The 20,838-nt window shown below is 69.0% G+C and carries 16 protein-coding genes; 7 read left to right on the forward strand and 9 right to left on the reverse strand.

What is annotated here, in order from left to right:
* Positions 1-56 precede the first annotated feature (56 nt).
* The 5 genes from CFB40_RS24375 (at position 57) to CFB40_RS24395 (ending at position 5,220) form a co-directional block, all read left to right on the forward strand.
* The gene (locus CFB40_RS24375; RefSeq protein ID WP_089432614.1) at positions 57-1,085 is read left to right on the forward strand and encodes a substrate-binding domain-containing protein; all 1,029 of its coding nucleotides are present in this window, start codon (positions 57-59) and stop codon (positions 1,083-1,085) included.
* Positions 1,086-1,491: 406 nt separating this feature from the next.
* Positions 1,492-2,178 carry a type 1 glutamine amidotransferase domain-containing protein gene (locus CFB40_RS24380; protein ID WP_089432615.1) on the forward strand — a complete coding sequence of 229 codons (687 nt, stop codon included), beginning with the start codon at positions 1,492-1,494 and terminating at the stop codon, positions 2,176-2,178.
* Positions 2,179-2,321: 143 nt separating this feature from the next.
* Positions 2,322-3,431, forward strand: coding sequence for an NADH:flavin oxidoreductase/NADH oxidase (locus tag CFB40_RS24385; protein WP_089433302.1), 1,110 nt, complete (start codon positions 2,322-2,324; stop codon positions 3,429-3,431).
* Positions 3,432-3,560: 129 nt separating this feature from the next.
* Positions 3,561-4,631 (forward strand): AI-2E family transporter, encoded by a 1,071-nt coding sequence (locus tag CFB40_RS24390; protein ID WP_089432616.1) that lies wholly within the window; start codon positions 3,561-3,563, stop codon positions 4,629-4,631.
* Positions 4,632-4,845: 214 nt separating this feature from the next.
* Positions 4,846-5,220 (forward strand): hypothetical protein, encoded by a 375-nt coding sequence (locus tag CFB40_RS24395; protein ID WP_089432617.1) that lies wholly within the window; start codon positions 4,846-4,848, stop codon positions 5,218-5,220.
* A gap of 27 nt (positions 5,221-5,247) precedes the next feature.
* Here CFB40_RS24395 and CFB40_RS24400 read toward each other — a convergent pair whose 3' ends face one another.
* A complete protein-coding gene (locus CFB40_RS24400) occupies positions 5,248-6,042 on the reverse strand; it encodes an SDR family NAD(P)-dependent oxidoreductase (protein WP_089427594.1) in 795 nt (264 codons plus the stop codon).
* A 175-nt stretch (positions 6,043-6,217) separates the two neighbouring features.
* Here CFB40_RS24400 and CFB40_RS24405 point away from each other — a divergent pair, with 175 nt between their 5' ends.
* A complete protein-coding gene (locus CFB40_RS24405; protein WP_089432618.1) occupies positions 6,218-7,063 on the forward strand; it encodes a helix-turn-helix transcriptional regulator in 846 nt (281 codons plus the stop codon).
* Between the two features lie 10 nt (positions 7,064-7,073).
* Here the strand turns inward: CFB40_RS24405 and CFB40_RS24410 are convergent, their stop codons facing one another.
* The 7 genes from CFB40_RS24410 to CFB40_RS24440 form a co-directional block, all read right to left on the reverse strand.
* Entirely contained in the window at positions 7,074-7,661 is a 588-nt protein-coding gene (locus tag CFB40_RS24410; protein ID WP_089427592.1) for a LysE family translocator, read from the reverse strand.
* Between the two features lie 104 nt (positions 7,662-7,765).
* A complete protein-coding gene (locus CFB40_RS24415) occupies positions 7,766-9,205 on the reverse strand; it encodes a heavy metal sensor histidine kinase (protein WP_089432619.1) in 1,440 nt (479 codons plus the stop codon).
* A complete protein-coding gene (locus CFB40_RS24420) occupies positions 9,202-9,897 on the reverse strand; it encodes a heavy metal response regulator transcription factor (RefSeq protein ID WP_011355331.1) in 696 nt (231 codons plus the stop codon). Before CFB40_RS24420 ends, CFB40_RS24415 begins: the two co-directional genes overlap by 4 nt.
* A 28-nt stretch (positions 9,898-9,925) precedes the next feature.
* Positions 9,926-11,446, reverse strand: coding sequence for an efflux transporter outer membrane subunit (locus tag CFB40_RS24425; protein ID WP_089433303.1), 1,521 nt, complete (start codon positions 11,444-11,446; stop codon positions 9,926-9,928).
* Between the two features lie 5 nt (positions 11,447-11,451).
* Complete coding sequence (locus CFB40_RS24430) at positions 11,452-12,681, reverse strand: efflux RND transporter periplasmic adaptor subunit (RefSeq protein ID WP_089432620.1); 1,230 nt, start codon at positions 12,679-12,681, stop codon at positions 11,452-11,454.
* 36 nt (positions 12,682-12,717) lie between these two features.
* The gene (locus tag CFB40_RS24435) at positions 12,718-15,885 is read right to left on the reverse strand and encodes an efflux RND transporter permease subunit (protein WP_089432621.1); all 3,168 of its coding nucleotides are present in this window, start codon (positions 15,883-15,885) and stop codon (positions 12,718-12,720) included.
* A gap of 228 nt (positions 15,886-16,113) precedes the next feature.
* A complete protein-coding gene (locus CFB40_RS24440) occupies positions 16,114-16,869 on the reverse strand; it encodes a Crp/Fnr family transcriptional regulator (RefSeq protein WP_179255303.1) in 756 nt (251 codons plus the stop codon).
* A 168-nt stretch (positions 16,870-17,037) separates the two neighbouring features.
* Between CFB40_RS24440 and CFB40_RS24445 the strand changes: the two genes are divergently transcribed.
* Positions 17,038-18,693, forward strand: a complete 1,656-nt coding sequence (locus CFB40_RS24445; RefSeq protein WP_089432622.1) for an acyl-CoA synthetase — start codon at positions 17,038-17,040, stop codon at positions 18,691-18,693.
* A gap of 22 nt (positions 18,694-18,715) precedes the next feature.
* On the opposite strand, the gene CFB40_RS24450 is transcribed toward CFB40_RS24445, so the two are convergent.
* Positions 18,716-20,698: a methyl-accepting chemotaxis protein gene (locus tag CFB40_RS24450; protein ID WP_089432623.1), complete on the reverse strand. Its 1,983-nt coding sequence runs from the start codon at positions 20,696-20,698 to the stop codon at positions 18,716-18,718.
* Positions 20,699-20,838: the final 140 nt, after the last annotated feature.

Below are 20,838 nucleotides of genomic sequence, written 5' to 3' on the forward strand. Positions count from 1 at the left end.
GAAATAATTACCCGGTCGGCGCGTCCCGCACGTCGGGCGGCCGGGCGGATCGGCGAATGCGAGGAACGACGGTGAAGGTGAATCTGAAGGCGCTCTCGGACGCGCTCGGGCTGTCGCGGACGACGGTCAGCCGCGCGCTGAACGGTTACGACGACGTCAGCGAGGCGACGCGCGAGCGCGTGGCGCGGGCCGCGCGGGAAATGGGCTATGTGGCGGATCCGACCGCGCGCCGGCTCGCGACCGGGCGGGCGGACGTGATCGGGATCGTCTATCCGTTCGGCGCGGGCGATCTCGGCGATCCGCGTTTCGGCGAGGTTGTCGCGGGCATCACCGAGCGGCTCGCGGAACGCAATCTCGATTTCATCATCGCGTCGGCGCGACCGAACGCGGAACTGGACACCTATCGGCGCATCGTCGACGGCAAGCTCGTCGACGGGCTGATCGTCGCGCGCACACGGGTCGACGATCCGCGCATCGCGTACCTGCAGGCGAGCGCGTTTCCGTACGTGGCCTACGGCCGGACGCAGGTGGCCGAGCCGTATGCGTGGTTCGATTTCGACAACGAGGCCGGCGCGCGGGACGCGGTGCGTCGGCTGACGGCGTTCGGGCACCGGCGCATTGCGATGATCAGCGCGCCGCTGGCGCTGAATTTCGCCGCGCAGCGCCGTGCAGGCTATCTGACGGCCCTGCGCGAAGCCGGTGTCGAGCCGGATCCGGCGCTGATGGTCGAGTGTCCATTTACGCACGACGGCGGGTGGCAGGCGGCGCGGGCGCTGCTCGCGCGCACCGAGCGGCCGACGGCGCTGCTGGTCGACAACAATATCGCGGGCGGCGGCGCGTTTCGGGCGCTCGTGGACAGCGGGCTGCGCCTGGGCGAGGACATGTCGCTGATCGTCTACGACGGCGTGCCGCCGAACCTCGCGCATCCGTATCGCGTGACGGCGGTCGTGCAGCCGACCGGCCACGCGTCGGGGCGCGCACTGGCGGAACTGATGCTGCGGCTGCTGGGCGACGGGGTTCGCGAGCAGCGGCTCGAAGCACCGGCGATCGAGGCGGGTGACACGGACGGTCCGTTGCGCGGCTAGCCGCGGCGGCGCGGGTGAGGGGCGCGAGCGACGGCAGGTGCCGGCGGATCGCGCGGCACCGAAAAGGCCATGACGAAGGCAGGGGTTACTAGACGACCGGTCTAATCCGGGGCTATCATCCGTTCCCATGAATGCGACGACGTCCGCGGCGCAGGCAACGAAGACGCGAAAATGCCATTTGAATGCCATTTCGCGCTGCGATGCTGGTGGTGCAGCAAGACGCCGTCGTTTCATTTCGAATTGTTCTAGACGACTGGTCTAATATGCGCAAGCCGCATTCGGATACACGGGTCGCACGTTGACGCGTCACAGCTGACTAACCCACAGGCGTGCCGCGCCCACCGGCCGGATTTGCCGGCCGAGCGGCCCCGTTCCCGTCATCCATTTTTCGAAGGAGTGTCCGATCATGAAGATTCTGGTTGTCCTGACCTCGCACGACACGCTCGGCGACACCGGCAAGAAGACCGGCTTCTGGCTCGAGGAACTGGCCGCGCCGTACTACACGTTCAAGGACGCGGGCGTCGAGCTGACGCTCGCGTCGCCGAAGGGCGGCCAGCCGCCGCTCGACCCGAAAAGCAATGACCCGACGGCCCAGACCGACGCGACGCGCCGCTTCGACGCCGATGCGGCGGCCAAGGCTGAACTCGCGTCGACGCGCAAGCTGGCCGACGTGTCCGTGGACGACTACGACGCCGTGTTCTACCCGGGCGGCCATGGCCCGCTGTGGGATCTCGCCGAGGATCTGCATTCGATCGGCCTGATCGAGCGCGCGCTGGCGGCCGGCAAGCCGGTCGCGGCGGTGTGCCACGCGCCGGGCGTGCTGCGTCACGTGAAGAATCCGCAGACCGGCGAATCGGTCGTGCGCGGCAAGCGTGTGACGGGCTTCACCAACAGCGAGGAAGCGGCTGTCGAACTGACGGAAGTCGTGCCGTTCCTCGTCGAGGACATGCTGAAGACCAACGGCGCGGAGTTCGAGCGCAGCGCCGACTGGGCGCCGCATGTCGTCACCGACGGGCTGCTGATCACGGGGCAGAACCCCGCGTCGTCGGAGCCTGCCGCCGAGGCGCTGCTCGCGCAGCTCGGCCGCCGTTGAGCCCAGGGCGCCGGCCGGGCCGGCGCCATCCCCGTATCCGTCGCCGGGCGCAGGCCGGCCCGTCGACGGCCTGAATCGATCCGTCGTGCAGGTTGCACGACGCGTTTCCCGTCGTTTTGCAGAACCAAGCAAAGGAGCCGTGGATGTCTGCCCTGTTCGAACCGTTCAAACTCAAGGATGTCACGCTGCGCAACCGCATCGCGGTGCCGCCGATGTGCCAGTACGTCGCCGAGGACGGCGTCGTCAACGACTGGCATCACGTGCATCTGGCCGGCATCGCGCGTGGCGGTGCGGGCCTCGTGATCGCCGAGGCGACGGCGGTGTCGCCGGAAGGGCGCATCACGCCGGGCTGCGCGGGGCTGTGGAACGATGCGCAGGCCGAAGCGTTCGCGCCGTCGGTCGCGGCGATCAAGGCGGCCGGCGCGGTGCCCGGCCTCCAGATCGCGCACGCGGGCCGCAAGGCGAGCGCGAACCGTCCGTGGGAAGGCGACGACCATATCGCCGACGGCGATCCGCGCGGCTGGCAAACCATCGCGCCGTCGGCCGTGCCGTTCGGCGCGCACCTGCCGAAGACGCCGCGCGCGATGACGCGCGACGACATCGCACGCGTGCAGGCCGACTTCGTTGCGGCGGCGAAGCGCGCGCGCGACCTGGGCTTCGAATGGCTCGAACTGCACTTCGCGCACGGCTATCTCGGCCAGAGCTTCTTCTCGGTGCATGCGAACCAGCGCGACGACGAATACGGCGGCTCGGCCGAGAACCGTGGCCGCTTCCTCGTCGAGACGCTGGCGGCCGTGCGCAAGGTGTGGCCGGAGCATCTGCCGTTGACCGCGCGCTTCGGCGTGATCGAGTACGACGGCCGCGACGAGGAGACGCTCGCCGAGTCGATCGCGCTCACGCAGCGGCTGAAGCGGGAAGGGCTCGACATGCTGAGCGTGTCGATCGGTTTCTCGACACCCGACGCGCAGATCCCGTGGGGCCCGGCGTTCCTCGCGCCGATCGCCGAACGCGTGCGCCGCGAGGCCGGGCTGCCGGTGTCGTCCGCGTGGGGGATCGACACGCCGCAACTCGCGAACCGCGTGGTGGCTGAGGAGCAGCTCGATCTCGTGATGGTCGGCCGCGCGCATCTGGCCGACCCGCACTGGCCGTACTACGCGGCCAAGCAACTCGGCGTCGAGCGTCCGTCGTGGACGCTGCCCGCACCGTACGCGCACTGGCTCGAGCGTTACCGGAGCGCCGACAAGGTGGCCTGAGCGGGCGCGGCACCGGGGCGGCGCGCGCATCCCATGCGCCGCCGATCCGGCGCCGATGGATAGAATGGCGGTTCGCGCAGGCCGGTTGCCTGCGCGAACCGCCATTTTTTTCATTTCGACAGAGGTGCCATGGGCGCACATGTCCCGTCGTCTCCCGAGCCCACCGCACGGCCGCGCACGCAGCAGGTTTCCCGCGCCGTGCTGGTTGCGGCACTGCTGGTGATCGCGCTGTGGGTGATCCGCGATTTCATTCCCGCCATCGCGTGGGCCTGCGTGATCGCTATCGCGATGTGGCCGATGCTGAAGCGCTTCGAATCGCACCGGCTGTTCCGCAACCGCCCGACACTCATCGCGCTCGTCATCACGGCGGCGATCTCGTTGCTGGTCGTGCTGCCGGTGGCCGTCGCGGCGACCCAGGCGATCGGCCAGGTGCATGACCTGCGCGAGTGGCTGCGCACGATCCAGGACAACGGCATCCCGGTGCCGGACGTGGTTGCCCGGCTGCCTTACGGCGCGGCGCAGATCACCGAATGGTGGCAGGCCAACCTCGCCCATCCGCTGCATGCGGCCACCGCGATGCACGGCGTCAACAGCGAGAAATTCCTCGCGTTCGGCCGGCAGTTCGGCACCAAGCTCGCGCACGCGCTGCTCGAATTCGGCTTCATGCTCGTCACGCTGTTCGTGATCCTGCGCGCCGGCCACAAGCTGTCGGGGGCGCTGCTGCAGGGCGCACGGCGCGCGTTCGGGCGCAGCGGCGCGGAGCTGATCGAGCGGATGGTCGCGGCCGTGTTCGGCACGGTGACGGGGCTCGTCGTCGTCGGGCTCGGCGAGGGCGCGCTGCTCGGTATCGCGTATGCGCTGGCCGGCGTCCCGCATGCGGCGCTGCTCGGCCTCGTCACGGCCATCGCCGCGATGCTGCCGTTCTGCGCGCCCGTCGTGTTCTGCGGCGCCGCGCTCTGGCTGTTCGTGCAGGGCGCGACCATGTGGGCCATCGTCGTGGCCGTGCTCGGGTTCGTCGTCGTGTTCGTCGCCGAGCACTTCGTGCGGCCGGTGCTGATCGGCAGTTCCGCGCGGCTGCCGTTCCTGCTCGTGCTGTTCGGCATTCTCGGCGGCGCCGAGACGTTCGGCCTGATCGGGCTGTTCGTCGGCCCCGCGCTGATGACGGTGCTGACGATGCTGTGGGCCGAGTGGATTGCATGACGCTGCGCGCCGGGGCGGCGGCATGAAGCGGCGGTACCGATGCGTGTTCACGCGCGCATCGGCCGCCACGACGGACGCCGATCAGGCGGGTGCCGGAGCATGCAATGCAAGGATTCGGATAAAGATCTCTACATTTCTTTTCGATCCGGACCCAAAGGTCGAGTAGCATGGCGCTTTCGATCACGCCGGCATGGCGCAGCAGATTTCACCAAGCATGCGATTGATTACGATGTCCCGTCCCGCAGCGACGCTGTCGCTGGCCGCCAGCTGCCTGATGTTGCACGGTTGCGCGTGGTTCGACGCGTGGCTGCCATTCTCGTATTCGCGCACGCCGCTCGCGAGGGCCGCGTCGCGGCACGGCGCGACGCGCGCCGATGTCGTCCGGGCCGCCGGCAATCCGCGCAGTGTCTGGATGGTCCGCAGCGGCAACGGTGTCTGCTACAACTACTTCATCGAGCACGGCAACGATCACCGCGAGTATTTCGTCGTGTTCGACCGGGCCGGCGTCGTCACGCAATACGGCTTCGATTCCTGCATGAACGCCGACCGCAAGGGCACGCTCCAGCCGGGCAAGGCCGCGTCGCGCTAGCGCGGCGGCGGCCGTGCCCGCCTGCCGTCAGGCGATCGTGTCGACCACGCCGCCGTCCACCCGCAACGCGGCGCCCGTCGTCGCCGACGCGAGCGGCGAGCACACGTAGACCACCAGGTTCGCGACTTCCTCCGGCGTCGCCGGCCGCTGGATGATCGAGCTCGAGCGGTGGTTGCGCACGAAATCCACGGCCACGTCCTCGACACTGCGGCCGGTTTCGTCGGCCGTTTCCTTCAGCAGCGCCCGCACGCCGTCCGACATCGTCGGCCCCGGCAGCACCGAGTTGACCGTCACGTTCGTGCCGGCCGCGAGCTTCGCAAGGCCGCGGGCGATCGACAGCTGCGCGGTTTTCGTGAAACCGTAGTGAATCATGTCGACCGGGATGTTCAGGCCCGATTCCGACGAAATGAACACGATGCGCCCGGCATTGCGTTCGATCATCCCCTTCAGGTAATGCCGCGCGAGGCGCACGCCGGACATCACGTTCATCTGGAAGTAATGTTCCCATTCGGCGTCGTCGATGTCGAAGAACGCCTTCAGGCCGTAGATGCCCGCATTGTTGACGAGGATGTCGGCCGCGCTCGTGTGCTGCGTGACGCGCGCAACGCCGGCGGCATCGGACAGGTCGGCCGCGACGCCGTCGAAGTCTGCATCGGGGAGGGCGGCGCGCAGGTGTTTGAGCGCGGACTGCACCGATGCATCGCTGCGGCCATTGACGACGACGCGCGCGCCGGCGCGTGCGAGCCCTTCGGCGATCGCGAGCCCGATGCCGGCGGTGGAGGCGGTGACGACCGCGGTCTTGCCTTTCAGATCGATATGCATGTGCGTGACGGGAGAGGAATGAACGGAATCGCTGCGAGTGCCGCGGCGGACGGAATTCAAAGCTTAGGCGAAACGGCGCGATCCGGTATTGAAGCTGCAATCCGCCGATCCGGTTGCGCGGCGCCGCACAGTCTTGTACGGTGAGCGTTCGCCATCCGAACCGGGAGCCCGCCGCGTGAGCCGTACCGCCAACCGATCCGTCGTCCCGTCGCCGTTCTGGCGTGACGCCGCGCTGCCGTTCATCGAGGCGCGCACCGTCGACGACGGCCGCGCGATCTGTTACGCGAAGCACACGCACGACACGTTTTCGGTGGGCGCGATCGTCGGCGGCACGAGCACGTACGTGAACGGCCCGACGAACGCGCACGTCGGGCGCGGCGTGCTCGTGATCATCGATCCGGAACAGGTGCATGCGTGCAATCCGTACGGCCCCGACGCATGGGCGTACCGGATGGTCTATGTCGACGTGCCGTGGCTCGCGCGGCTTCAGCATGCGCTGGGCCGCGATCCGAACAGCGATTTTCACGGCTTTTCGCAGAAGTTGACGGAGCGGCACGACCTGTTCGCGCAATTTGGCGGCTTCTACCGCACGCTCGTCGCACCCGGCGTCGATCCGCTCGGCAAGGAGAGCGCGGCGGTCGAGTTCTTCACGGCGCTGCACGGCGCGCTCGATCGCGACCTGCCCGGCCCGCGCGCCGGGGACGACAACACCCGGCTCGCGCGCGCGGCCGACTACATCGCCGCGCATTGCCGCGAGGGCGTCACGCTCGATGCGATCTGCGCGGCGGCCGATCTGTCGCCGTCATACCTGATCCGCGCGTTCAACGCCCGCTACGGGATGACGCCGCATGCGTTCCTGATCGATCGCCGCGTGCAGTACGGCCGCACGGAGCTGCGCCGCGGCCGGCCGATCGCCGACGTCGCGCTGGACGCGGGCTTCGCCGACCAGGCGCATTTCCAGCGCGCGTTCCGGCGGATCGCGGCGGCGACGCCCGGTCAGTACCGCAGCGCGACGAGCTGAACGGCAAGCGCTACACGTCGAGCAGGAAGAGTGCGCTGCCCGCGAGCAGCAGCGCCATCAGCCGGTTGAACACGCGCATGTGCCGCGTGTTCGCGAGCCGGTGCCGCAGCGACGCGCCCGCATACGACCAGCACGCGATCGACGCGAAACAGATCACCAGATACAGCGCGGCGAACTGCCAGACCTGCGTGCGGTCGCCATCGGCCGCATAAGCGCCCATCGCGGCCACGCACGCGAGCCACGCCTTCGGATTCAGCCATTGCATCGCCGCGCCGGCCGCCGCCGACGGGCCGGCCACGTCCGGGTCGGCCGACAGCCGGCCGTCGTCGAGCGCGAGCCGCAGCGCCATATACAGCAGGAACGCGATCCCCGACCATTGCGTGACAGTGGTCAGCACCGGCCAGCGCGCGAGCGCCGCGTGCAGCCCGAGGCCGATCAGCAGGAACAGCGCGACGAAGCCGAGCGTCGCGCCGGCCGCATAGCGCAGGCTCGCGCCGAGGCCGTGGCGGGCGCCGGCACTGAGCGCGACGATGTTGACGGGGCCGGGGGTGATCGACGAGGCGAGCGCGAACGCGGCCATCGAAACCAGCATGCTCATTGGGTGTCTCCATGCGAAAGGTCGAAAGTCGCATCGAGACTACGGGCGCCGCGCGGGCCCGTATTGAAGAAAACTGCCCTCGTCGGGCGGCCGCGCGGCCGCCGTCAGTGCAGCGCGCTCGGCGCGTGCGCCGGCCGGGTCTCGTGCCGGTCGGCCGGGGGCAGCGGGCCCCCGGCGCAGGGTTTCGTCGAGACCGAGAAGCCGAACGTATTGATGCCGCCCGAGCACGCGACGAATACGCTGCCGCCGTGCATCTCGGCGACGGCCTTGACGATCGACAGCCCGAGCCCGTGGTTCTCCTTGCTGTTCGCGCGGGCTTCCTCGAGCCGGTAGAAGCGCTCGAACACGTGCGAACGCCGCGCCGGGTCGATCGGCTCGCCGGGGTTCGCGACGGACATTTCGACGAGCGTGTCGCGACGCACGATCGTCACGCTGACAGTCGCGCCGGGCGCCGAATGCTGGATCGCGTTGATCAGCAGGTTCGTCATCGCACGGCGGAACAGCGACGGATCGACGGCTGCGCGCGCATCGCCGTGCAGCTCGGCGCGCAACTGCGCTTCGTCGAGCGGGATTTCGAGGAAGTCGAGCATGCGCCGCACTTCGTCGGCGAGCGACACGTCCTTCAGGTCGGTCGCGCGTTCGCCGCGGTCGCTGCGCGACAGGAACAGCATGTCGTTGATGATCACGCGCAGCCGCTCGAATTCCTCGAGGTTCGACTGCAGCGTCCGCTCCATCCGCTCGACCGTGCGGTCGCGGCTGGTCAGCGCGACCTGGGTCTGGCCGATCAGGATGCTGACCGGCGTGCGCAGCTCGTGCGCGACGTCCGCGTTGAACGCCTCGAGCCGCGCGTAGGTTTGCTGGATGCGGTCGAGCGCACCGTTGAACGACGTGGCGAGGTCGCGCAGCTCGGGCGGCAGCGCGTCGGTCTGCAGCCGCTGGCGGCGGTTCGCGAGGCTGATCGCCGAGGCGTCCTGCGACAGCCGGTCGAGCGGCGCGAGCCCGAAGCGGGCCACCGCGCGGCTCAGCAGCAACGTGATGATCGTGGCGATCGTGATCAGCCCGGCGAGCGTCCAGCCGAAGCGGCGCAGCATCCGCTGCGTGCGCTCGCACGAGCTGGCGACGATCAGCTTCAGCGTCGGCCGCTCGCCGTTGCCGGCCACCATGACGGTCTTCGTCATCACGTCGTAGGTGCTGTGGTTCAACGCATAACGCTGGAACGCGCCGAACGGTGCGCCGACGGGCACGCCGTCGACGGGCGTGCCGAAGCGGAAATCCGGATTCGGGCTGTCGACCTGGTAGTGCGTCGAGCCGTCGGGCGGTTCGAGGTCGGCGAGCTTTTCCTGCATGAGACGCCCGCGCATGGCCGTGGTCGCATGCGACACGATCATCTCGGCGACCTTGGTGCGCGTATCGAGCGTCGCGCGCAGCTCGGCGAACAGCTGGCGCTCCATCATCACGAACAGCCCGCAGCCCACCAGCGTGAACACGAGCAGCGACACGATGCCGAACATCGCCGACAGCCGCAGGACGATCGAGCGTTTCATGCCGGCCTCTCGGTGTCGCCGTCCTCGCGCGCCTCGAGCACGTAGCCCATGCCGCGGATCGTGTGCAGCAGCTTGTCGGTGAACGGGCCGTCGAGTTTCGCGCGCAGGCGCTTGATCGCCGTTTCGACGACGTTCGCGTTGCTGTCGAAGTTCACGTCCCACACGAGTTCGGCGATGGTCGTCTTCGACAGCACCTCGCCGCTGCGCCGCGCGAGCACGCCGAGCAGCTGGAATTCCTGCGCGGTCAGGTCAAGGCGCGTGCCGTCGCGCGTGGCACGGCGGCCGATCAGGTCGACGCGCAGGTCGCCGATCGAGATCAGCGTCGATTCCTGCACGCGGGCGCGGCGCGTCAGCGCGCGCAGCCGCTCGATCAGCTCGAGGAACGAAAACGGCTTGGTCAGGTAGTCGTCGGCGCCGCCGCGCAAGCCCCGCACGCGGTCGTCGACGCGGTCGCGCGCGGTCAGCATGATGACGGGCGTCTGCTTCTGCGCGCGCAGTGCACGCAGCACGCCGAAGCCGTCCAGCTTCGGCAGCATCACGTCGAGCACGACCACGTCGTAGTCGAATTCGACGGCTTTCCACGCGCCGTCCTCGCCGTCGAGCGCGGTGTCGACGACCCAGCCTTCCTCGGTCAGGCCGCTCTTCAGGTATTCAACGACTTTCGGTTCGTCTTCGACGATCAGGACTTTCATGTTCGAATCCGTTGTCCGGGTAATCCGGTTAAGGGCTGGGGCGCGCCGCGGCCGGGGCTGGCACCGGCGCTGCCGTGGCGACCTCGGCCGGCGCGGGGTCGCCCGCGGCTTGGCCATCCCAGCCGCCGCCCAGCGCCTTCGCGAGAAACACGACGAGCGCCGCGCGCTGGCCCTGGATCTGCACGGCCTGCCGCTCGCTCGTCAGCAATTGCTGCTGGGCCGTCAGCACGTCGATGAACGGCGTCAGGCCGCCCGCGTAGCGATCCTGCGCGAGCGACACGAGCTTGCGCGCGTCGTCGACGGCCGCGGCGGCCTGCTGCGCGGCGTCGGCGAGCACCGACAGTCCCGTGACCGCATTCTGCACCTCCTGGAACGCGGTGAGTACGGTCTGCCGGTAGCTGGCCTGCGCGGCGACATAGCCGGCCTGCGCGAAATCGACGCCGGCCTTCAGCTTGCCGCCTTCGAACAGCGGCTGGCTGAGCGACCCGCCGACCGACCACAGCAACGCCGGCACGGTGAACAGGCCGGCGAAGCGCGTCGCGTCCCAGCCGATATCGGGCGACAGCGTGATGCGCGGGAAATACGCGGCGCGCGCGACGCCGATCTGCGCATTCGCGGCGGCCATCGCGCGCTCGGCCGACGCGACGTCGGGGCGCCGCTGCAGCACGTCGCTCGGCAGACCGGTCGGCAGCGCCGGCGCGTTGATCGGCACGACGCGCGGCGCGATCGAGAACGCGGGGGCCGGCGTGCCGACCAGCGTCGCGATCGCGGTCTCGACCTGCACGCGCTGCTGGAGCAGCAACTGCGCCTGCGTGCGCGTTGCGTCGAGCTGCGCGCGCTGCTGCAGCAGGTCGAGGCCCGACACCGCACCGAGGTCGTGGCGCGCGCTCACGTAGTCGAGCGCCTTCTGCTGGAGGTCGATCGAGCGCTTGACGACGTCGATCTCGGTGTCGAATTCGCGCAGCGCGAAATAGCTCGACGCGAGATTGGCGGTCAGCACCAGGCGCGCGTTCGCGAAATCGTCGCCGGCCTGCGCGGTGGTCGCCTGCGCCGATTCGACGCTGCGCCGCACGCGGCCGAACAGGTCGAGTTCGTAGCTGACGGCCGCGCCGACCTGGATCTCGTTCTGCACGGTCGACATGCTTTTCGTCGCGTAGTTGGTCTGCGGCCGGTCGGCGGAGATCTTGAAGCGCTGGCCGCTCGCGTTCAGGCCGACGGCCGGATACTGCGCCGACGCGACCGACGCGAGGGTCGCCTTCGCCTGGTCGTAGCGCGCGGCGACGGCTTTCAGGTTCTGGTTGTTGCGCAGCGCGTCGGCTTCCAGCGCATCGAGCTGCGGATCGCCGAACGCGGTCCACCATGCCGGGTCGAGCGGCGCGCGGGCCGGCGCGGCCGGATGCCAGTACGCATCCGCCGGGTCGAGCCGCCACGCGGCCGGCGTGTCGACAGCGGGCCGTCTGTAATCGGGGCCGACCGTGCAGCCGGCGAGCGCGGCGGCCAGCGCAACCGACGTGATGGAGACGGCGGCAGGCCGCCGGCGGACGCGCAGCGCGATCACGACTTCGCCTCCGCGGCGCCGGAGGCCGGCTTCGCGGCCGGCGCCGTGACGATCACCGGGTCGCCGTTCGCGAGCGCGTCGCTCGGGTTCGTGACCAGGCGGTCGTTCGGCGTGAGCGGGCCGTCGACTTCGAGCGTCTGCCCGATCGTGCGCACGACCGTCACCTGCTTCAGCCGCACCCGGCCGTTCGCATCGACGGTGGCGACCGTCGGGCCCTCGGCGCGGAACAGCAACGTATTGGCCGGCACCTGCAGGCGGCCGACCGGCGTCATCGGCAACGTCGCCTGCACGTACGCGCCGGGCAGCAGCTTGCCGTCCGGGTTCGGCAGCGTGATCTCGATCTGCAGCGAGCGCGTCGCGACGTCGATCGCCTCGGACGTGCGCGTGACCGTCCCGTCGAAGGTCCGGCCCGGCAGCTCGGCCTGCGCGACGCTCACGTGCTGGCCGACCTTCACCTGCTGCGCGTACGCCTGCGGCACCTGCACGTAGAGGCGCAGCCGGTCGGCCTGCACGACCGTGAACAGCGAGCGGCCCGCGTTGCCGGAGCTGACGAGATCGCCCACGTCGACGTTGCGCTGCGTGACGATCCCGTCGATCGGCGCGGCGATCCGCTGGAAGCCTTTCAGCTCGGTGAGGCGGCGCATGTTCGCATCGGCCGCCGCGAGGTTCGCGGTGCCCTGGTTGAACGCGCCTTGCCGGTCGTCGAGTTCCTGCTGCGAGACGGCATCGCGCTGGCGCAATTGCTGCGCGCGGTCGAACGACGTCTTCGCGAGCGCGAGCGCGGCTTGCGCCTGCTGGCGCTGCGCGGTGGCCTGCGCGAGTTCCTGGTTCAGCTCGGGCGTGTCGAGTTCGGCAAGCGTCTGGCCCTGCTTCACGTGCGCGCCGATGTCGGCCTGCCAGCGCAGCACGTAGCCGCTCGCGCGGGCGTAGATCGGCGCCTCGACGAAACCGCGCAGCGTGCCGGGCAGCGTCAGCTTGCCGCCGGTGGCCGCATCGACCGGATGCGCGACGGTCACGTACTGGCGCGTGTTCTGCTCGGCGACCGCGTCGAGCCGGTTGTGGTTCAGCACGTTGACGACGACCGTGCGCGCCGCGCCGGCGGCCAGCAGCACGCCGATCACGACCAGGACGATTTTCCCGCGTCGCGACACCGACGACCGTGTCGGCAGGTGCATGCCGTGTTCGTCCACCTGGATGCCGACCGCGCTGTGATGTTTCTCTTCCATGAATTCAACCAAATCAACCGGGTAGTGGGACGAAAGTCAGTGGCCGGCCTGGCGCGCACGCCGGCGGGCCAGCCGCGCATGCACGCCGCCGAACACCAGCGGCACGAACAGCAGGGTCGACACGGTCGCGAACAGCAGCCCGCCGATCACCGCGCGGCCGAGCGGCGCATTCTGCTCGGCGCCTTCGCCGAGGCCGAGCGCCATCGGCACCATCCCGATGATCATCGCGAGCGCCGTCATCAGCACCGGCCGGATCCGTGTCGCGCCGGCTTCCAGCGCGGCCGTGAGCGGCGGCGCGCCGTCCGCGAGGCGCTGGCGCGCGAACGACACGACCAGGATGCTGTTCGCGGTCGCGACGCCCACCGTCATGATCGCGCCCGTCAGCGCGGGCACGCTCAGGTGCGTGCCGGTGATGAACAGCATCCAGACGATGCCGGCGAGCGCGGCCGGCATCGCGCTGATGATGATCAGCGGGTCGAGCCACGACTGGAAATTGACGACGATCAGCAGGTAGACCAGCACGATCGCCATCGCGACGCCCGCGCCGAGGCCGATATACGACGTGCGCATCGTCTCGATCTGGCCGCGCATCGTCAGCTCGGTGCCGCGCGGCAGCGTCGCGCGCGCACCGGACACGATGCGGTCGATCTCGCCGGCCACCGCGCCGAGGTCGCGGCCTTCGACACTCACGTACACGTCGATCGCCGGGCGGATGTTGTAGTGCGTGATCACGGCCGGGTTCGCGGTGCTGCGCACCTGCACGAGGTTGCCGAGCAGTTGCAGCGGCATGCCCGTGCGGCCGCTCGCCGAGATCGGCGTGCCGAGCAGGTCGTCGACCGACGAAATGTTGTATTGCGGGGTCTGGATCTGCAGCGGGTACTGGACCCCGGTGCGCGGGTTGATCCAGAACGACGGCGTGGTCTGAGAACTGCCGGACAGCGAGATCAGCATGTTCTGCGCGACGTTCTGCGCGGAGAGATTGAGCTGCTGCATGCGCGTACGGTCCATGTCGGCCAGCAGGGTCGGTTCGTCGTTACGTTGCAGCACGTGCACGTCGACGGCGCCGGGGATTTGCCTGACCTTTTTCATCAGGCTGCTCGCGATAGTCATGTTACTCGCGAGATCGTTGCCGAGCACCTGCAGGTCGATCGCGGCCGGTTGGCCGAAGTTGAGGATCTGCGTGATGATGTCCGACGGCTGGAAGAAGAACTCGACGCCCGGGAAGCGCTCGGGCAGCACTTGGCGCAGCGTCTGCACGTAGTGCTGGGTCGCGCGGTGGCCGGGCTTCAGCGCGATCAGCAGCTCGCCGTCGAGCGTGCCGATCGTGCCCGCGTTGCTGTACGACAGGTTGATGCCGCTCACCGGCAGGCCGAGGTTGTCGACGATCGCGCCGAGTTCGTCAGGCGGCACGGTTTGGCGGATCACGCGCTCGACCTGGTCGGCGAGGCGCGCGGTTTCCTCGATCCGGTAGCCGGTCGGCGCGCGCATGTGCAGCCGGATGTTGCCGGAATCCGCATTCGGGAAGAAGTCGCGGCCGAGCACGAACACGAGGCCCGTCGACAGCACGCAGAAGCCGAGGAAGCACATCGCGTAGAAGCGGCGGCGCACCAGCAGGATGCTGAGCAGCACGATGTACCACGCGCGCAGCCGCTCGAACGCCGCGTTGAACGCATGATGGATGCGCGCGAAGCGTGACGTCGCATGGCCGGCGCCGGTGCCCGCCTGCTGCGCGCGGAACAGCAGCATCGCGAGCGTCGGCACCAGCGTGCGCGACAGCACGTACGACGCGAGCATCGCGAACACGACCGCTTCCGCGAGCGGCACGAACAGGAAGCGCGCGACGCCCGTCAGGAAGAACATCGGCACGAACACGATACAGATGCACAGCGTCGACACGAACGCGGGCACCGCGATCTCGCCGGCGCCTTCGAGGATCGCGTCGTGCAGGTTCGTGCCGAGATGCAGGTGCCGCTCGATGTTCTCGATCGTCACCGTTGCATCGTCCACCAGGATCCCGACCGCGAGCGCGAGCCCGCCGAGCGTCATGATGTTGATGGTCTCGCCGAGCGCGGACAGCGCGATCAGCGACGTGAAGATCGACAGCGGAATCGAGATCGCGATGATCAGCGTGCTGCGCCAGTTGCCCAGGAACAGCAGGATCATCATCGCGGTCAGCACGGCGGCGATCAGCGCCTCGTGGATCACACCCTGGACGGCCGCGTTGACGAACACCGACTGGTCGAACAGCGGCGTGATCGTGAGCCCTTCGGGCAGCGTCGGGATCACCTTCGGCAGCAGCGCCTTCAGGTCCGACACGACCTTGAGCGTCGACGCATCGCCGCTTTTCAGGATCGAGATGAGCACGCCGCGCTGGCCGTTCTGGCGCACGACGTTGGTCTGCGGCGCGAAGCCGTCGCGCACCGACGCCACCTCGCGCAGGTAGGTGGTCGCGCCGTTGATGGTCTGGACCGGCAGGCTGCTGATGTCGGCGACGGTGTCGGCCGAGGCGTTCGTGTCAATCCGGTATTCGGTCTGGCCCATCTTCGCGGTGCCGGTCGGCAGCACGAGGTTCTGCGCGTTGACCGCGTTGACGATGTCGGCGGGCGTGAGCCCCTTCGCCTGCAGCGCTTGCGGATCGAGGTCGATCGCGACCACGCGCGTGCGGCCGCCGTACGGGAACGGGATCTGCACGCCCGGCACCGTGATCAGCTGCGGGCGCAGGAAGTTGAGCGCGATGTCGGCGAGCGACTGTTCGCTGAGCGTCTTGCTCGACAGCCCGAGCTGGATCACCGGGATGCTCGACGCCGAATAGGTGATCACGAGCGGCGGCGTCGCGCCTTGCGGCATCTGCCGCACGATCGCCTGCGCGGACGAGACCGTCTGCGCGATCGCCGTCTGCACGTTCGCGCCCGGCTGCAGGAACACCTTCACGACCGCGATGCCGGGCAACGACGTCGATTCGACGTGCTGGATGTTGTTGACGGTCGTCGTCAGGATCCGCTCATGCACGGACGTGATGCGGTTCGTCATCTCGGTCGCGGAGAAGCCGCTGTAATTCCAGATGACGCTGATCACGGGAATGTTGATCGCGGGCAGCACGTCGACCGGCGTGCGCATCAGCGCAAGCGGGGTGGCCAGCACGATCATGATGGCCATCACGATGAACGTGTAGGGGCGCTTGAGCGCGAGATTGACGATCCACATGGAGGCAGCGGGACGGGCGGTGATCAGGCGTGGGTAAAGGGCACCCGAATGATAGGCGTCGGCGTGGAACGGGTTACTGTCGCGAAACTGGCGGAATTGTCAGGTCGGGGCGGGGCGGCCGATTGCCGATTCAGCAGAGGAAACGCCGCGCGGCGCGACGGCCGGAAAACGGTCGCGATACCGGATGGGCGCGCTGCTTCGATGGCGATTCCGTTCATCGGCCCGCGCTCAGATCTGCTCCATCCCGACACGCGCGAGCGCCCCGAGATCGACGACGTCGATCTGGTTGTACGCGAGCCGCAGCGCACCAAGCTTCTCGAGCTGCTGCAGCGCCTGGTTGATGCGCTGTCGCGATACGCCGACGAGCATCCCCAGTTCCTCCTGCGAGATCGACAGCGACGGGCCGGTGTCCGGGTACAGGTCTGGGTTGAAGAGTTGGGCGAGCGCCTGCGCGACGCGCGCATCGACGTCGAGCAGCCGGCTGTTCTGGATCGACGCGATGAATTCGCCCATCCGGTTGTTCAACTGGTGGATCACGAAACGCGTGAACGGCAGGCTCGTGTCGAGCAACGCGTGGAACGTGTCGACCGGCACGAACAGCACGGTCGAGCGCTGGATCGCGACGACCTCGTACTTGCGCAGCTCGCGCTTGATCACGCTGCCTTCGCCGAACCAGCCGCCCGACGGCACGCCGGAGAACGTGCAGCCGCGCCCGGACGCATTGAAGATCGCGAGCTTCAGCAGCCCGCGGTGCACGCCGATCCAGTATTCGGATGGCGCGAGCCGATGGGCGATCACATCGCCGGCCTCGCACTGCTCGACGCGCGACTGCGCGAGCACGAGCGCCTGGTGCTCGGGCGCGAGCGTGCGGAACCACGCGCACTGGCCGAACAGCGTGGCCAGCGCCGGCAGCGGGCCCGGTTCGGAAAGGGTGTCGGCCGGGGCGGCGGGCGCGTCGGGCGAGGCAACGAGAGGGTCGTGCATGGGTGCGGGTTTGCGAGGATAGGGATAACGCGCAGCGCGTGAAAGGCACTCTGTCGTTTCGATGACAGACCGCTCACAATAGTGCCCGTTAGGCTGTCGGCAATTGAACCACATCAAAACGATCCGGGGTGGATGCGCCCCGGTCGACAGGACACGGGAGACAGGATCATGACGCAGATGTTCGAGGCCGGGCTCGGCCGCCGCGACGCGAATTACGTGCCGCTCACCCCGATCGACTTCCTGGTCAGGACGGCCGAAGTCTACGGCGAGCGCCTCGCGATCGTGCACGGCGACGTGCGCCGCACGTGGGGCGAGACCTACACGCGCGCGAAGCAACTGGCGAGCGCGCTCGCGCGGCTCGGCGTCGAGCGCGGCGACACGGTCGCGGCGATGCTGCCGAACATTCCGGCGATGGTCGAGGCGCACTTCGGCGTGCCGATGGCCGGCGCGGTGCTGAACACGATCAACACGCGGCTCGACGTGTCGTCGGTGCTGTTCATGCTGCGTCATGGCGAGGCGAAGGTGCTGATCGTCGACACCGAATACGCGGAGTTCGCGCATCGCGCGGCGCTCGAGGTGCCGGGCCTGAAGATCGTCAGCGTGGCCGATGCGATGCCGGCCGATCCCGCGCGCTTCGCGGGCGCGACCGACTACGAGGCGCTCGTCGCGAGCGGCGACGCCGACTACGCGTGGACGCCGCCCGCCGACGAATGGGAGGCGATCGCGCTGAACTACACGTCCGGCACGACCGGCGACCCGAAGGGCGTCGTCTACCACCATCGCGGCGCGTATCTCGCGGCCGTCAGCAACCTCCTCGAATGGGACATGCCGAAGCACGCCGTCTACCTGTGGACGCTGCCGATGTTCCACTGCAACGGCTGGTGCTTCCCGTGGGCCGTCGCGGCGCGCGCGGGCGTGAACGTCTGCCTGCGCAAGTTCGATGCGAAGACGGTGTTCGACCTGATCCGCCGCGAACGCATCACGCACTATTGCGGCGCGCCGATCGTGCAGAGCGCGATCGCGAACGCACCGGCCGAATTCCGTGAAGGCATCGACCACACGGTGCACGCGATGGTCGCGGGCGCGGCGCCCGCGCCGGCCGTGATCGCGAAGATGAAGGAGATCGGCTTCGACCTGCTGCACGTGTACGGACTGACCGAGGTCTACGGCCCGGCGACCGTCTGCGCGAAGCAGTCGCACTGGGAGGCACTGAGCGACGACGAGCGCGCGCGGCTCAACGCGCGCCAGGGCGTGCGCTATCACCTGGAGGCGGGCGCGACGGTGCTCGATCCCGACACGATGGCGCCGGTGCCGGCCGACGGCGAGACGCTCGGCGAGATCATGTTCCGCGGCAACATCTGCATGAAGGGCTACCTGAAGAACCCGAAGGCGACCGACGACGCGTTCCACGGCGGCTGGTTCCATACCGGCGATCTCGCGGTGCTGATGCCGGACGGCTATATCCGGATCAAGGATCGCAAGAAGGACATCATCATCTCGGGCGGCGAGAACATCTCGAGCATCGAGGTCGAGGATGCGCTGTACCGGCATCCCGCGGTGGCGGTCGCGGCCGTCGTCGCGATGCCCGACCCGAAGTGGGGCGAGGTGCCGTGCGCGTTCGTCGAGCTGCGCGAAGGCGCGAGCGTGACCGAGGCGGAGATCGTCGCGCATTGCAAGGCGCTGCTCGCGGGCTTCAAGGTGCCGAAGGCCGTGCGGTTCGGCGAACTGCCGAAGACGTCGACCGGCAAGATCCAGAAGTTCCAGCTGCGCAATGCGGTGGGGTCGGACAAGGCGATCGATCTGGCGGGCGACGACAAGAAGTAGGCGATGGGCCGGCCGTTCTCCGTCACGCCTTCCGTTCGAGCCGGAACACGCTGACCGCGTCCGACAGATGCGCAGCCTGGTCGCGCAGCGCGACGGCCGCGCGTTCGGCATCCGAGATCAGCATCGCGTTCTGCTGCGTCGCGTCGCCGATCTGCGTGACGGCCAGGTTCACCTGCTCGATACCGGTCGACTGTTCGCGCGACGCGGCGCTGATCTCGCCGATCAGCGTGCGGACCTGGTCGACGCGCGCGACGATGTCGCGCATCGTGCCGCGTGCGGCCTCCGCGATCCGGTAGCCCTGTTCGACGGTCGTCGACGATTCGGCGCTCAGCGCGTCGATCTCCTTGACCGCGGCCGCGCTGCGCTGCGCGAGCGCGCGCACCTCGGCCGCGACCACCGCGAAGCCCTTGCCGTGTTCGCCCGCGCGCGCGGCCTCGACGGCCGCGTTCAGCGCCAGGATGTTGGTCTGGAACGCGATGCCTTCGATCGCGCCCGTGATCTCGGCGATCCGGCGCGTTGCGCGGCCGATGTCGTCCATCGTCGCGACCACGCGCTGCACCGCGGCGTCGCCGTTCGTCGCGGCGGCCGACGCGTCCGCGACCAGCGCATTGGCTTGCGCCGCGTGCTCGGCACTCTGCTGCACGGCGGCGGTGATCTGTTCCATGCTGGCGGCCGTCTGTTCGACGCTGCTCGCCTGCGTCGCGATCCGCGCGGCGATGTCGCTGCTGCCGGCGGCAATGTCGACCGTGCCGCGCGCGATGTCCGCGGAGCTGTTGCGCACCTGCGCGACGATCCGCGCGAGGCCGTCGCCGATCCCGTCGACCGCCTGCACGAGCCGGCCGATCTCGTCGTCGCCGGCCTGGCCGCGGGTGGCCGCGCCATCGCGGATGCGCACGCTGAGATCGCCCGCCGCATAGCGTTCGGACGCCCGTGCCGCCGCATCGAGCGGCCGGCTCACGACGCGGCGCACCACGATGACGAACAGCGTCGCGAACGCCGCGACGAGCACCGCGCCGATCATCAGGAAGCGGTTGCGGGTGGCGCGCATGGTGGCGAGCAGTTCGTCGTCGAGCGCGATGCCGCCGACGAGCCACTGCCACTGCGGAATCGTCGTGAACGACACGAATTTCGCGGTCGGGCCGCCGTCGTGCGCGGCCGGGTCGGTCGACGTGTACGCGAGCCGCCCCTGGCCGGTTGCGAGCATCTGCGCGTACGGCGCGCGCGTGTCGTCGGCCCGCTGGCCGTCGGCATCCGGATGCACGACGAAGGTGCCGCGCGACGGGCCCTGCGACGCATCGAGCACGAAGTAGTAGCCGTTGTCGCCGATCTTCAGCGAGCGGATGCCGTCCTCGACGAGCTTGAGCTCGGCGCCGATGTCGAGGCCGACGAACAGCGCGCCGATCACGCGGCCGGTCGCATCGGTCACCGGCTTGTACTGCGTGATGTACGGCCGGCCGAACAGCTTCGCGAGGCCCGTGTAGCTGCGTCCGGCGACGAGCGGTGCGTACGCGGGGCCGGCACGGTCGAGTTTCGTCCCGACGGCACGCGCGCCGTCCTGCTTCTTCAGCGATGTCGTGATGCGCACGAAATCGTCGCCGTCGCGCGCGAAGATCGTCGCGATCGCGCCGCTTTTCTTCAGGAACTGGTCGGGAATCGAATAGTCGAGGTCGAGCGGCTGGCCGCCCGCGAGCAGGGTCGGCGCGGCGACGCCGCCGATGTCGACGGTACGCGTCGGGTCGAGCGAGAAATCGGGCGGCAGGAAGCTCGCGAACAGCGACATCGAGCGGTTGGCTTCGGCCGACAGCGCCTTGTCGAACAGGTCGACCATCGCGCGGATCGACTGTTCCTTGTCGACGATCCGCATGTGGGCTTCTTCAGCCAGCTGCTGGCCGGCGAAATGAGCGAGCGTCCACGCGAACACGGTAAACAGCACGGCGACGAGTGCGCACGCCAGCGCCGCGAGACGCGCGCCGACGCTCACCCGGCCCAATTGAGTCAATCTCATGGAACATCCTGAGTGGGGAGGGAGAGGAGGCGGAACGCACGCGTCACCGCTAGTCGACCGGTTAATACGGCAACTTCGGCGAAATCTTTAGCGGCGCGTGGTCGATGGCGGCGCCGGCCGGCGCTGACGTTGCGCGGATG

It is taken from the genome of Burkholderia sp. AU31652 (assembly GCF_002223155.1).
GTDB lineage: Bacteria > Pseudomonadota > Gammaproteobacteria > Burkholderiales > Burkholderiaceae > Burkholderia.

Excerpts from the sequence above, each read along its gene's own strand:
- CFB40_RS24375 (WP_089432614.1), top strand. The coding sequence starts at position 57 with ATGCGAGGAACGACGGTGAAGGTGAATCTGAAGGCGCTCTCGGACGCG.
- CFB40_RS24380 (WP_089432615.1), top strand. The coding sequence starts at position 1,492 with ATGAAGATTCTGGTTGTCCTGACCTCGCACGACACGCTCGGCGACACC.
- CFB40_RS24385 (WP_089433302.1), top strand. The coding sequence starts at position 2,322 with ATGTCTGCCCTGTTCGAACCGTTCAAACTCAAGGATGTCACGCTGCGC.
- CFB40_RS24390 (WP_089432616.1), top strand. The coding sequence starts at position 3,561 with ATGGGCGCACATGTCCCGTCGTCTCCCGAGCCCACCGCACGGCCGCGC.
- CFB40_RS24395 (WP_089432617.1), top strand. The coding sequence starts at position 4,846 with ATGCGATTGATTACGATGTCCCGTCCCGCAGCGACGCTGTCGCTGGCC.
- CFB40_RS24400 (WP_089427594.1), bottom strand. The coding sequence starts at position 6,042 with ATGCATATCGATCTGAAAGGCAAGACCGCGGTCGTCACCGCCTCCACC.
- CFB40_RS24410 (WP_089427592.1), bottom strand. The coding sequence starts at position 7,661 with ATGAGCATGCTGGTTTCGATGGCCGCGTTCGCGCTCGCCTCGTCGATC.
- CFB40_RS24415 (WP_089432619.1), bottom strand. The coding sequence starts at position 9,205 with ATGAAACGCTCGATCGTCCTGCGGCTGTCGGCGATGTTCGGCATCGTG.
- CFB40_RS24420 (WP_011355331.1), bottom strand. The coding sequence starts at position 9,897 with ATGAAAGTCCTGATCGTCGAAGACGAACCGAAAGTCGTTGAATACCTG.
- CFB40_RS24430 (WP_089432620.1), bottom strand. The coding sequence starts at position 12,681 with ATGGAAGAGAAACATCACAGCGCGGTCGGCATCCAGGTGGACGAACAC.
- CFB40_RS24435 (WP_089432621.1), bottom strand. The coding sequence starts at position 15,885 with ATGTGGATCGTCAATCTCGCGCTCAAGCGCCCCTACACGTTCATCGTG.
- CFB40_RS24440 (WP_179255303.1), bottom strand. The coding sequence starts at position 16,869 with ATGCACGACCCTCTCGTTGCCTCGCCCGACGCGCCCGCCGCCCCGGCC.
- CFB40_RS24445 (WP_089432622.1), top strand. The coding sequence starts at position 17,038 with ATGACGCAGATGTTCGAGGCCGGGCTCGGCCGCCGCGACGCGAATTAC.
- CFB40_RS24450 (WP_089432623.1), bottom strand. The coding sequence starts at position 20,698 with ATGAGATTGACTCAATTGGGCCGGGTGAGCGTCGGCGCGCGTCTCGCG.